General features: G+C 38.0%; 12 protein-coding genes. 2 read left to right on the top strand and 10 right to left on the bottom strand.

What is annotated here, in order from left to right; genetic code table 11:
• Nucleotides 1–96: 96 nt before the first annotated feature.
• The 6 genes from BN997_RS01210 to BN997_RS01185 are packed head-to-tail and all read right to left on the bottom strand — an operon-like array spanning nucleotide 97 to nucleotide 4994.
• The gene (locus BN997_RS01210) at nucleotides 97–795 is read right to left on the bottom strand and encodes a GntR family transcriptional regulator (protein ID WP_052484852.1); all 699 of its coding nucleotides are present in this window, start codon (nucleotides 793–795) and stop codon (nucleotides 97–99) included.
• Nucleotides 796–811: 16 nt separating this feature from the next.
• Nucleotides 812–2095: a TRAP transporter large permease gene (locus BN997_RS01205; protein WP_042528923.1), complete on the bottom strand. Its 1284-nt coding sequence runs from the start codon at nucleotides 2093–2095 to the stop codon at nucleotides 812–814.
• Nucleotides 2092–2550 (bottom strand): TRAP transporter small permease, encoded by a 459-nt coding sequence (locus BN997_RS01200; protein ID WP_042528921.1) that lies wholly within the window; start codon nucleotides 2548–2550, stop codon nucleotides 2092–2094. The genes BN997_RS01205 and BN997_RS01200 overlap by 4 nt, the downstream gene beginning before the upstream one ends.
• Nucleotides 2551–2565: 15 nt before the next feature.
• Complete coding sequence (locus tag BN997_RS01195) at nucleotides 2566–3546, bottom strand: DctP family TRAP transporter solute-binding subunit (RefSeq protein WP_052484851.1); 981 nt, start codon at nucleotides 3544–3546, stop codon at nucleotides 2566–2568.
• A 21-nt stretch (nucleotides 3547–3567) separates the two neighbouring features.
• Nucleotides 3568–4362 carry a carbon-nitrogen family hydrolase gene (locus BN997_RS01190; RefSeq protein ID WP_042528919.1) on the bottom strand — a complete coding sequence of 265 codons (795 nt, stop codon included), beginning with the start codon at nucleotides 4360–4362 and terminating at the stop codon, nucleotides 3568–3570.
• A gap of 2 nt (nucleotides 4363–4364) precedes the next feature.
• Nucleotides 4365–4994 (bottom strand): DUF2848 family protein, encoded by a 630-nt coding sequence (locus BN997_RS01185; protein WP_042528917.1) that lies wholly within the window; start codon nucleotides 4992–4994, stop codon nucleotides 4365–4367.
• Between the two features lie 268 nt (nucleotides 4995–5262).
• Here BN997_RS01185 and BN997_RS01180 point away from each other — a divergent pair, with 268 nt between their 5' ends.
• Nucleotides 5263–6864 carry an FMN-binding glutamate synthase family protein gene (locus BN997_RS01180; RefSeq protein ID WP_042528916.1) on the top strand — a complete coding sequence of 534 codons (1602 nt, stop codon included), beginning with the start codon at nucleotides 5263–5265 and terminating at the stop codon, nucleotides 6862–6864.
• A 225-nt stretch (nucleotides 6865–7089) separates the two neighbouring features.
• Here BN997_RS01180 and BN997_RS01175 read toward each other — a convergent pair whose 3' ends face one another.
• A complete protein-coding gene (locus BN997_RS01175) occupies nucleotides 7090–8169 on the bottom strand; it encodes a tartrate dehydrogenase (RefSeq protein WP_042528914.1) in 1080 nt (359 codons plus the stop codon).
• Nucleotides 8170–8461: 292 nt separating this feature from the next.
• Here BN997_RS01175 and BN997_RS01170 point away from each other — a divergent pair, with 292 nt between their 5' ends.
• Entirely contained in the window at nucleotides 8462–9376 is a 915-nt protein-coding gene (locus tag BN997_RS01170; protein ID WP_042528912.1) for a carbohydrate kinase family protein, read from the top strand.
• Nucleotides 9377–9479: 103 nt separating this feature from the next.
• On the opposite strand, the gene BN997_RS01165 is transcribed toward BN997_RS01170, so the two are convergent.
• The 3 genes from BN997_RS01165 to phnW form a co-directional block, all read right to left on the bottom strand.
• Nucleotides 9480–10169, bottom strand: coding sequence for a copper homeostasis protein CutC (locus BN997_RS01165; protein ID WP_042535630.1), 690 nt, complete (start codon nucleotides 10167–10169; stop codon nucleotides 9480–9482).
• Nucleotides 10170–10606: 437 nt separating this feature from the next.
• Nucleotides 10607–11401: a phosphonoacetaldehyde hydrolase gene (gene phnX / locus BN997_RS01160; protein ID WP_042528910.1), complete on the bottom strand. Its 795-nt coding sequence runs from the start codon at nucleotides 11399–11401 to the stop codon at nucleotides 10607–10609.
• Nucleotides 11398–12492 (bottom strand): 2-aminoethylphosphonate--pyruvate transaminase, encoded by a 1095-nt coding sequence (gene phnW / locus BN997_RS01155; protein WP_042528908.1) that lies wholly within the window; start codon nucleotides 12490–12492, stop codon nucleotides 11398–11400. Before phnW ends, phnX begins: the two co-directional genes overlap by 4 nt.
• Nucleotides 12493–12538 lie beyond the last annotated feature (46 nt).

The raw sequence follows: 12538 nt of genomic DNA, 5'->3' as shown, positions 1-12538 counted from the left end.
TACGTAAGAACAAGGAGAACAACTCATGGATGAATTGTCTCCTTGTTTTTTGTAATTTCATTTAAAAATCCACTGCAAAATGAGACTGTCATCCATTCAACAGTTCTTATCTTCATGCTGAAAATCAGTCTCTTTGTTCTGAACATCTGTATACATATTTTTTGTTCTAGATAAATGATAACGAATAGCATTTTCTACGATTTCTTTATCTTTTTGTTCCAGCCCCTTAATAATTTGATTATGTTCTTGTATTACTTCTTCCATCCGTCCTTTTTTTCGAATTGCTTGCGATCCAATTAATATAGTTAAATTATGAAATACATCATAGGATTTAAGAAAAATATTGTAGTCAGCTATTAAAAACATTTGCCGATGGAATTCTTTATCCAGCTTCATAAACCCATAACTGTCTCCAGATTCAGCAAGTTCTTTTTGCTGCTCAACAATAGATTTTAATTTAATTATATTTTTATCCGTTATATTATTAAAAATAGGCGATATAATCTCCGTTTCGATAACTTCTCTTAAAAGGAATATTTGCTGAACTTCTTTTTCTGTATGAGTTCGCACTTTATAACCTTTTCTTGGTTTAAATTCTATTAAGTCTTCATTCACTAAATCTAACATCGCTTCTCTCAAAGGAGTTCTAGAAACTTCTAGTTTTTTAGCCAGTGTTTGTTCCGTGATATAGTCAGTAGAAGGAAAATTATTATTTAAAATAATATCTTTCAAGTTATTGTATATGATATCTTTTAATGTTTTCGTTTTTATTCCTTTTAATTGAAAGTCTTCCATGTTCAATCCCTCCAAGCTATTTACTTAGCATTTCTACTGGTGCCATAATCAGTGATGGTAAATACGTAACAACTAATAATACTACTATTAGTATAGCAACTTGTGGGAATAGATGCTTGAACATTGTAGGAACTTTCTGCTTCGCAATGGATGAAACTACAAATAAGCAAACGCCTAAAGGCGGTGTAACCATACCTATTGTTAAGTTTACTGCCAAAATAATTCCAAAGTGAACCGGGTCTATACCTGCATTTAATGCCATTGGCAAAAATAACGGTGTAAAAATCGTAACCGCACTAACCGTATCAATAAATGTACCTGCAATAAGCAAGATAATATTAACTATTAATAACAATAGCACTGGATTATCTGCTGCAAATCCTAATATATTTATTAGTTGGTTTGGAATACTTTCAAAATTGATATACCAAATAAAAATAGATGCAGACCCAATTAGAAAGATAATTCCGGTTGTCGTCGCCGCAGCATTTTTAAGTATGTCCAGAAAATCCTTAATATTGATTTCCTTATATACAAATATTCCAATAATAAGAGCATATACTACTGCAACCACTCCTGATTCTGTCGCTGTAAATATACCAGAGATAATACCACCTATAATAATAATAGGCATAAGTAAAGCAAGAATTGCGTCTTTAAAGTATTTAAGAAAAGTTTTTAAATCTGTTTTATTATCTTTTATAACATAATTGTTTTTCTTTCCAATATAAATACTATATATAATTAACCCTGCAGCCATCAATATTCCAGGTAAAACTCCAGCGATAAATAAATCACTTATCGATGTACTTGCCATTACCCCATATAATATTAGAACAATACTAGGCGGTATAATAGGCCCTATCGTGGAAGCACTGGCAATAAGAGACGTTGTAAATCCCTTGTCATAGCCTTCCTTAAGCATTGTTGGAATTAACATTCCCCCAATGGCGGCGGCTGCAGCTATTGCAGTACCCGTTAACGCTGCAAAAAATACGCTACTGATAATAACAACCAACGCTAGCCCACCAGGTATCGGACCAACTATTACCTTTGAAAAATTAACAAGTCGCTGCGATATGCCGCCTTTAGCCATAATCTCGCCGGCTAGAATAAACAACGGTATTGCTACCAGTGTAAAACTATTTATACCACTAAATAGATTTCTTGGAACATTCGAAAGGAGGCTTATATCATTTAGTCCTATACCAATTATTGAGATAAAACCCATCGCAAAAACAATAGGAACTCTTAGTACTATCAGTAAAAACATTAAAATGATCAATATTATCCAAGTCATATATTAAACAGCCTCCTTATATAAAAATAAACCATGAAGGCAGAGGAAACAGGAATTGCTAAATATAAATATGCTCTTTGGATTGGTATTAACCCTAAAGTTTGCCCTGAAGCAAAGTTCTGATTAACCAGCTCCATTCCAAAATAAATAAACACACATAGAACAATAATTGCTACAATACATTCAAGAATTTTTAGTATCTTATCTTTTTTTGCACTCATATTATCAAATAAATCTACGACAAGATGCTCCTTCCGATAAACCAGGAATGCTGCTCCAGCAAAGATACTATACACAAAAAAGACCATTAGAAGTTCTTGTGCCCAGGGTAATGGGATTTGAAATACATACCGAGATACGACTTGTAGAAAAGTAATTATGACAGTCATTAAAAGACTAACTGTCATAATTACTTCCATTACTTTAGCTAAAAGGTAATCTACTTTTTTTAACATATCATCACTACCTTCTTACTTAGAATCAATAAGACTTTGAATTATCTCTTCAGGAACTTCGTTAGAAACAGCATCCTTTACATCGATCGTTGCTTCGGTGAACGCTTCTCTATCCGGCTCTGTTACAGTTACTCCCTGTTCCTCTAACATAGATAAAATTTCATCTTCTTTTTCATCGAGAGCATTACGCTGATATTCTTTCGCTTGATTAAAAGCCTCTTCGACAGCTGTTTTTTCTTCATCACTTAACTCATCATAAAAGCTGCTGCTCATTAAAGTAACAGCTGGTGTATAAGTATGCCCTGTCAGCGAAACATATTGCTGTACTTCATAAAGATTCATGGAATCAATCGTAGCTAACGGGTTTTCTTGACCATCTACTACCCCTTGGTCTAAAGCAGAATACAATTCATTGAAATCTACTGGTGTCGGACTCCCGCCTAATGCTGCAATATGGTCTTCCCATACAGCAGCTGGCTGTACTCTAATTTTCATACCGTTGACATCTTCTGGATTGACAATTTCTGTAGAGCTATTTGTTAGATGACGAAAACCTACTTCCCAGTAACCTAACCCTTTCATCCCTTTATCTTCTGCCAAATCTAATAACTGCTGTCCTGCATCTCCATCTAATGCATTATATACATGATCTTTATCCTCAAAAATATATGGAATCCCAAAAACGTTCATCTCCGGAATGGTATTAGAAAGATTACTATCTGCTGCAACCGTTGTCATTTCAATAGACCCTGTACTTACTTGCTCAATTACATCTCCTTCAGAACCAAGCGAAGCATTCGGATGAATTTCAACTGTAAAATTAACGTTTTCATTACCTTCAAGCTCTTCTTTAAATTTTTCAGCAGCAATATGATACTGATGACTTTCTGAACCAGAGTGTGCTAGCTTAATAACTCTATTTTCACCACCAGCATCACCACTCCCACAACCTGCAAGAATGAACAACAGCACTAAAATGAAAATTACTTTTTTCACAAAAAACAGCTCCTTTTCAAGCTAATTAAATTTATAGTAATTTGTTCTGCGACTTTCAAAAATAGGTATTTCTTTTCTTATTCTATTTATATATTCCATATCTAATTGCTCCAATAATACTTCTTCTTCATTACTTGTTGCTTGTTTCATAATTTCGCCAAATGGATTAATTATGATAGATTTTCCTGCAAACTCAGTACCTGTCGGCTGTTTTCCAATAATATTCGAAGCAACAATGTAACACTGGTTTTCAATTGCCCTTGCTTGCAATAACGTTAACCAATGAGCCGTTCTCTCTATCGGCCATTCAGCAACAACAAAAATAATCTTAGCTCCATCTAAAGCTAAATCTCTAAATAGCTCCGGAAAACGCAAGTCATAGCATATAACGGCCCCCATTTTTTCTCCATCTAACTCAAATACCTCTGCTTTGTTCTTACCACCTACTAGATATTTGGGTTCATTCAACATAGGGACTAAATGAATCTTAGAGTATTCGTGGATGAATTCCCCGTCTCGGTTAACAACAAAAGAGGTGTTTAATACTCCTTCTCCCTTTGTGTTCGCTACAGATCCAGCAACAATATTTACACTATATTTTTTGGCAAGCCTTTGAATAACCCCCTTAATCGGTTCAAGGTTGTCCATAGCAAGCTTTTGTATATTTTCTAAATCATAGCCTGTCGTCCACATTTCCGGTAAAACAACTGTATCAATATCATTTAAATCTGTGTTTAGAAATACCTTCTCCACGTGTTCTATATTTGCTTCAACGTCTCCAAACTCAACTTCAAATTGTAAAACTGCTATTTTCATCATTACACCTTCAACTTTTCTACTTTATATTCTAATTCAATTGTCTTATCCATCTTTTCACTGTAAATACCACATCTAAAACCATCTCCATAGATAAAACCATTTAGAAGTGGAACCGTGCCACAGTAAACAACATAGTTTTGACTTTCTATATCATTTCTTTTTAAAAAGTCCATTATTTGTTCAAAAGGTATAATAGAAGAAACTTTATCATGCTGGTACTTGACCCAGTTACCTTCAGATAATACTTCAGAATATAGAACTAAATCGTCCCATTCATCCTGAACATCTTCAAAGTCCCACTTTTCACCAGCAATTGGTTTTGCACATACTTGTTTAGATTTATGAATCGATACCGTTTCTAAACCTCTATCCGTATGGTCACTTCCAACTGTTACAAATAAATTTCCTTCCTTATCACATATAAGGACTATTTCTACTTCACCGCTTGTTTGATTACCAATAACACTGATTGCTCCACTGTTATCAATCAAGTAATCGCTTAAATGATATAACTCCGGCACTGATTTAGGTTCCGGGACCCCTATTTTCTTTAACTCTTCAACATGCTCCCAAGTTTTCTTTTTATCTCTGCCTGCATATCCAATACAATAGAACTGTTTTTTACTCATAAGTACTTTTACCACCTCTTTAATGTATTATGCATACATTATAATTTATAAAATATTTATTGTAAAGGCTTACAGGGGGTATATTTTTTCAATTCAATCTTAAATATTGGATGTTATCTTCATGCTTTCTATAAATAAATTTCCAAAAATTAATAAAAGTTTTTTTAAAAGTGTAATCATTTTCAAAACGGGTATGTATATCTTATAGGCACATATCAAGTTTTACATATACAGTTTGATACTTTGATGTGAAAGGAGATATTTGAAAATGGAATTTTCTGCACTTACTTTTATTTTGATAGCATTGAGTATTCTGGTGATAGCTATTATTGTTATCCCGCTGGGACTGTTCAGCTACATATATTGGAAGGACAGGAGGCAGTCACAACATGCCATTCTACGTAACTATCCGCTGCTTGGTAAAATAAGATATACCGCAGAAAAAGCTGGTCCCGAGCTGAGACAATACTTATTTGATGCAGATACTGCCGGGAAACCATTTTCCCGCGATGATTATCGTGATGTGGTAATTCCAGCAAAATATCAGAAAAATATGATTGGTTTTGGTTCCCGCCGTGATTTTGAGAAAGCGGACTTTTATGTAAAAAATGCGATGTTTCCTAAACAGCAAGAAGAACTGGAGGCAGATAATACAAGAATCATTGATTCCAAAGTTTATGAAGTGAAAGAGGATAATTTGCTGAGCCGGAAAGAAAAATTAAAGGACCAAAGGATTCAGCCATGGCTTTTAAATGATGAACATGCAGTCGTTATTGGTCCTTCCTGCAGGCAGCCCTTCTGCGTAAAAGGGCTGGTCGGGATGTCTGCAATGAGCTACGGAGCGTTGGGAGAGAATGCAATTACCGCTCTGTCCAAGGGGATTGGCATGGCAGGCGGTTCCTGGATGAACACGGGAGAAGGAGGGCTCTCCGATTACCATTTAGCGGGAGATACTGACATCATAGCCCAAATTGGCCCCGGTCTTTTTGGCGTCCGTACAAAATCAGGTGCTTTTAACTGGGATTTATTGAAAGAAAAAAGCGAAATCCCACAGGTCAAAGCCTTTGAACTAAAGCTTGCACAAGGCGCAAAAACTCGCGGTGGGCATGTCGATGCAGAGAAAGTAACAGAAGAAATCGCTTCTATACGAAATGTCGCTCCTTACCAAGAAATTGACAGTCCAAACCGTTTTAACGAGTTCGGTGACGTTCCATCCATGTTCTCTTTTATCGAACAGATTCGGAATCATACTGGTCTTCCAGTCGGCATTAAATTGGTCATTGGCAGCCCCCATGATTTAGAAGAGGTTGCCAGTTATATGAAGGAAACTGGTGCCGGCCCGGATTTCATTACTGTAGATGGCTCCGAAGGCGGAACAGGGGCAACCTTCCAAGAGCTTGCTGATAGCGTTGGACTCCCTATAAAATCAGCAGTCACCATCGCTAATCAGACGTTAAAAAAATATGGCGTTCGCGACCGCGTTACACTGATTGCATCAGGAAAACTTTTTACAGCTGATCGAATCGCTGTCATCCTCGGAATGGGCGCGGACCTTGTCCAGATTGCTCGTGCATTTATGATTACAGTCGGCTGCATTATGGCACAAATTTGTCATACAAACCGTTGTCCCGTGGGTGTAGCAACAACCGATCCTAAGCTGCAGAAAGCTCTCGTCGTGGATGAAAAAGCTTATCGGGCTTTGAATTATCTGGTCACCCTTCGTGAAAGCCTGTTCCGTATTTCCGCGGCGGCAGGCGTCACTACTCCGACGGACATTCGTGCATCACATATTCAATATAAGGATGAATATCAGCGGGTATGGTCGCTGGATGAATTAATTGATAAAGAAAGCTTCTCTGTGACTTTATAGTCCCAATCGAACTGCCTGCTCCATGTGCTGTTTAAAATAAATAAAAAGAAGCTCACAGCTGAAATAATAATTTTCCGTGAGCTTCTTTTTATTTATGCTTAACCATTTCTTTAACTCTATTGCAAAATAAACACACCATCGTCCATTCATGTGAAGCTAGGCAGACCTCATCTTAAGCAACTTCTTCATACGTAATCAGATAGCGATTTACCCTTATTAAACCAGTTACTTATGATGCAGCTTCCCCGCTATTTTCTCAACAAAATAATCTCCAACTTCTGAAGTACTATGCTTTCCTCCTAAATCTGGTGTGAGCACTTTCTTTTCATCAATTATTTCTTTTATCGTTTCAACAACGACACTTCCCCATTCTTCCTCACCAAAATGCTCTAACATTTGCGCAACCGACCAGATAGCTGCAATAGGATTAGCAATCCCTTGCCCGGCTATATCAGGTGCTGAACCATGAACCGGCTCAAACATGGAAGGATAATTTCTTTCCGGATTTACATTCGCCCCTGTCGCTAGCCCCATCCCGCCAGTAATTGCAGCGCCGATATCTGTCAAGATATCTCCAAACAGATTGGAGGTTACTACAATTTCAAAACGTTCCGGCTGCATAACAAAAAACATACTTGCCGCGTCGACTAAATAGGATTCTGTTTTGACATCTGGATATTCCTTCCCTACTTCTTCAAATACTTCATCCCAGAAAACCATCGAATAGTTCAAGGCATTCGCTTTACTGATACTTGTCAGTGATTTTTGTTGCTTACGTGCTTCCTCGAAGGCATATCGGATAATCCGTTCTGTCCCTTTCCGGGAAAAAACACCGGTTTGCAAAACAACCTCTTCTTTTTTCCCTTTAAATAACCAATCCCCGGCGCCGGCATATTCCCCTTCACTATTTTCCCGGATAACAAGGAAATCAATATCTTTCTCTGATTTATTTTTAATTGGCGTCAGTTCTTCATTTAATAACCGCACGGGGCGCAGATTCACATATTGATCAAAACCCTTACGAATTTTCAATAGTAAATCCCAAAGTGAAATATGATCAGGAACCCCAGGATAGCCTACAGCTCCGAGATAAATCGCATCAAATTCTTTCAATTGCTCTATCCCATCATCCGCCATCATTTTTTGATGTTCTATGTAGTACTCACATCCCCAAGGAAAACGTTCAAATTCAAAAGAAAGTGTATTATCCAGCTTCTCGATGGCCTGCAGCACTTTTACACCCTCTGCTACAACTTCCGGTCCTATTCCATCTCCTGGAACAAGCGCTATTTTCCATTTTTTCATTAAAAACCCTCCACCCTATCGTTAATCTATTCATTTTATCTTGACCTGGCTTTTTCCAAGGAAAAAACCTGTTTTTCATTCCTTCACTTCTCAAAAAAGTTATATAGTTATTATACCACCCAAGGATGCGTTTACATAATAAAGATAAGATAATCCTTGTTTCTCTGACCACACATTCTCTGAACGATGATAGAATATATAGATAAATAGATATCAGCTTTTTTATTTGTTGTAAGATGACATACAAAAGGAATTGCCATCAGATATCGTCTTATATAATGGAGGGGATAAAATGAGTATTCTATGTATCGGTCAAGCTGTTTATGATATAACTTTTCCTATCGACAAGCCGATTGTTGAAAATCAAAAATACCGCATTCCGGAACGAATAGAATGTATGGGAGGCCCGGCTGCAAACGCGGCTTACTTGTGCGCACTCTGGGGAAGTAAAACATCTCTTATCAGCAGGATTGGAAATGACTTATTTGGAAAGAAAATTCTAGAACAATTAGAAAATACCGGAGTCGATACCACCTCTTTAAAAGTAGATGATCAGCTGGCTACCAGCATCAGCTCCATTATAGTTAACCAAGAAAATGGACATCGAACCATTCTAAATACTCCCTTACCTCTCGAAAATTATGAGCCGGATTGGTCAGTCCATTCGCCCGATGTGATTCTTATGGACGGCTATGAAAAAGCATGCGCTCTTCAAGCATTTCAAAAGTATCCAAAAGCTATTACGTTAATGGATGCCGGAACGTTTAAGCCGGAGCTTTTAGATATTATTGAAGCTGTTGATTATCTTGTCTGTTCGAAGGATTTCGCCTATCAATATTCTGGAATAACGATTGATATGAGTCATAAAGAGACCTGGCGGGATACTTTTTCAAAACTGGAGAAAATCAACCCAAATACCATTGTGATAACCTTAGGAAGCGATGGGTCTATTTATAAAAAGGAAGATACAATCTATCACATTCCTGCCTTTCATGCAGACACAATGGATACTACTGGCGCAGGGGATATATTCCACGGTGCTTTTGCTTATTGCTTAGAGAATCATTTTTCGCTAAAAGATACGGTACGGATTGCTTCGCTGACAGCATCGATTTCTGTTGAAACCCTTGGCGGACAACTCTCCATCCCGAGTTTGGAAAGCGTGAGAAACAGAAGAGATGAGTTAGGTTTGGAGATGGATATCTAATCGCCTTCTATTGGATATTTTAAAAACGGTTAAGACAGGATATGAACTGCCTTAACCGTTTTTATTTCATGATGCATGCAGCTTCAACCAAGCTTGCTGATGATTACTTGCTTAACGCTTTCCGGATCCTCGCTATCTTTCCTTGATCCATCCCTTCTTCAAATGACTGATTATATCTGACACCACTGCCAAAATGATATTCCTTTGCTTGAATCACCTCATGCAGGAAGGCTATATTCTCTGCTCCCAGACCGCTTCCCGGCAAAATATTCGGACCCTGTAACGCGTTCTGTAATTGAACCAGCTCATGCAGCATATCCTTTCCGCCAGTACAATCCGCTGCACCGCCAGAAGTTAGGATTCGCTTAATATTTTTTCGATAAGGTACCAGTGTCCGGTAAGCTTCTATTTGATTGCGAGTATCATCAAAAGCACGATGAAACGTCACATCCAAATCAGGGAATTGGCTGCATAAATCATCTAAAAAGACAGTATCTATTGTTTTATGTTCTGTCAGCGCACCAATTACAATCCGCTTATACCCCATCTCATAGAGTAAAGAAATATCCTTTTTCATTGCCAATTTATCTTCTGCACGATACATAAATCCATAAGGATGCGGTCTAATCATTACTTGAACAGGTATTTCTACGCTGTTCATTACGTGGTGGACCGTTCCATAAGAAGGTGTCAGGCCGCCTAATTCAATAGCCGAAACCAGCTCTAATCTTGTGACACCAAGCTTTTCAGCTTCTTTTGCATCTGCTGCATGTTGAACGATACATTCTATCATGTTAGAGGTCCTTTCTGTGTTTTGTTTTGGGTTTATGCGGGTCGTCAATTCTAAAGCATCACCCTCCATTATCTTTAACTGCTTCCGTCTTCTGATATCGGTTTAATCAGATTTGATAAATATTTTGCTTTTATAAACGACGTTAACGCGCATTCATCCGCTTTTCTAAATTCATGTTACAGTCCCACCTTGCTGGTCTGATTATAACACGGCTGAGAATGGGAGCGTGTTGTAAAAGCTTCTTAATTATTTTTGCCGAATATGAAATAAGTTATATTTATTTCTTGAAATGATAATTATCAATAGCGGGGCAAAAAGTCCGTTGTCCCTTTGAAAAGAGATATAAAAATAGCCGTGTTCCATACTTTGAGAAAAGTAAAACACAGCTATTTTAAAATTTATATTCTATTTAAAAAAATCACAAACCTAAAGCATATTCATTCCATAAACCGCCGTTCAATCTCCCCAATAACCCCAGGCAGCTCACCAATAGTCCGGATCGTAAAATCAGCCCCGCGCTCTATAAAGGTATTCTCTACCCGAGCAATCCATTCCTCCTGCTCCGCTTCAGATAACGCGTCAAATTCTTCTTCACTTAGTCCCATTTCTGAGCTGCCGACAACAACCGCAACAGCCCAAACACCAGCATTTAACGCCTCATCGATATCCGGAATCGTATCTCCCACTTTGACGACATGACCAGCTGCTGTTAATTTCAATGCTTCCATATTTCGGTAAATCATATATGGATATGGTCTTCCCATTCCGCTTGTCCCGTCTGCTGTCATATAAAAGTCTGGATGATATCCCTTTTTCTCTGCTTCTGGAGCAACGATATCCATCATTTTTTGCGTATAGCCAGAGGTAGAGCCGATTTTTAGGCCTTGACTTCTTAACTGTTCTATCGTTTCCAGTACCTCTGGTTTCGGATCTGTGTACATTGCTAATGTTTCTAAGAGAGCAGCTTCAAAACCAACATATAAGTTCTCTACATCTTGTTCGGTGAATTCCTGGCCGTACTTTTCATTCCATAATGCTGTAATTCTCGGCATAGATAACATCGTCCGAATATGATCAATCTTTGTTAATCCCATTGGTTCTCTCGCCTCTTCTATGGTAACTTCAATGCCCGCATTTTCAAAAACTGTTACAAATGCGTGTACCGGTGCAAAACAGCCAAAATCAATCGTTGTCCCTGCCCAATCAAATATAATGCCTTCTACTTTTTTCATTTTACCACTGCTCCCATATATTGTTGGATGACATTGCATAATCTTTTTATATCCTCTTCATAGACTTCTCCGATATTGCCTACTCGGAATGTATTTATTTCTGTCAACTTGCCTGGATAAAGTACAAAGCCTCTTTCCTTCACATAATGATAAAAGTCTGCAAATTCAAATGTATCGTTTGGAAATAGAAATGTCGTAATAATTGGTGACTGTCTCTCCCCCGGGATATACGGTTGGAATCCAAGCTGTTCTAAACCTTCTCGCAGCAGCTGATTATTCCGCTGATAGCGCTGGAACCTGGCCGGTATTCCTCCCTCTGCCATTAATTCGTCGATGGCTTTAGAAAATGCTGCTACTACATGGGTTGGCGAGGTATAACGCCATTTTCCGTCCTTATTCATTTCCTTCCATTGATCATATAAATCTAAGGATAGACTGTTTGCATTCCCTTCACAGGCCTGTAATTTATCCAATTTCGCAATAACAAATCCAAATCCAGGCACTCCCTGAATACATTTATTTGCGCTGCTGATCAAAAAATCTATTCCTAACGCCGGAATATCCATCTCAATACCTCCGAAACTGCTCATCGCATCAACAATCAGTGTTTTCTGATAAGCTTTAGCAAGTCTGGATACCCTTTCCAATGGATTCAATATGCCGGTTGTTGTTTCACAATGCACCATCACCACGTGCGTAATTGCAGCATCATTCTCTAAAATGTACTTTAACTCCAATTCATCGGGATAGGCATTGTAAGCAACATCGTAATGCTTATAATGTAAACCGATATAATCTGCCATTTTCACGATTCTTTCCCCATACGTACCATTCGTGATAATCAATGCTTTATCCTGATTATTCATGGCTGTGGTCATCACTGATTCCACAGTAAATGTTCCGCTTCCCTGCATCAATACCGTTGTATAATCCTCTGGGGAAGCCTTCGCAAGCTGAAGCAGCTGCATAAGGATTTTCTGAGTGATATCCTTGTAGTCCTGGTCCCATGTGCAGCGGTCAAAGAGCATCTCCTCTTTCACCGTATTTGTGGTTGTTAATGGACCCGGTGTTAATAATTTATATTGTTCCAAAATACATCGCTCCTTGTTCACAGATTAGGAAGGCTTTAACTTTGTA

The sequence above is a fragment of the Oceanobacillus oncorhynchi genome (assembly GCF_000821065.1).
GTDB lineage: Bacteria > Bacillota > Bacilli > Bacillales > Amphibacillaceae > Oceanobacillus > Oceanobacillus oncorhynchi.
This window is presented reverse-complemented; position numbering and strand designations above follow the sequence as displayed.

Bases quoted from the DNA above. Each gene is read 5' to 3' on its own strand.
- BN997_RS01210 (WP_052484852.1), bottom strand. From the start codon at position 795: ATGGAAGACTTTCAATTAAAAGGAATAAAAACGAAAACATTAAAAGAT.
- BN997_RS01205 (WP_042528923.1), bottom strand. From the start codon at position 2,095: ATGACTTGGATAATATTGATCATTTTAATGTTTTTACTGATAGTACTA.
- BN997_RS01200 (WP_042528921.1), bottom strand. From the start codon at position 2,550: ATGTTAAAAAAAGTAGATTACCTTTTAGCTAAAGTAATGGAAGTAATT.
- BN997_RS01190 (WP_042528919.1), bottom strand. From the start codon at position 4,362: ATGAAAATAGCAGTTTTACAATTTGAAGTTGAGTTTGGAGACGTTGAA.
- BN997_RS01185 (WP_042528917.1), bottom strand. From the start codon at position 4,994: ATGAGTAAAAAACAGTTCTATTGTATTGGATATGCAGGCAGAGATAAA.
- BN997_RS01180 (WP_042528916.1), top strand. From the start codon at position 5,263: ATGGAATTTTCTGCACTTACTTTTATTTTGATAGCATTGAGTATTCTG.
- BN997_RS01175 (WP_042528914.1), bottom strand. From the start codon at position 8,169: ATGAAAAAATGGAAAATAGCGCTTGTTCCAGGAGATGGAATAGGACCG.
- BN997_RS01170 (WP_042528912.1), top strand. From the start codon at position 8,462: ATGAGTATTCTATGTATCGGTCAAGCTGTTTATGATATAACTTTTCCT.
- BN997_RS01165 (WP_042535630.1), bottom strand. From the start codon at position 10,169: ATGATAGAATGTATCGTTCAACATGCAGCAGATGCAAAAGAAGCTGAA.
- phnX (WP_042528910.1), bottom strand. From the start codon at position 11,401: ATGAAAAAAGTAGAAGGCATTATATTTGATTGGGCAGGGACAACGATT.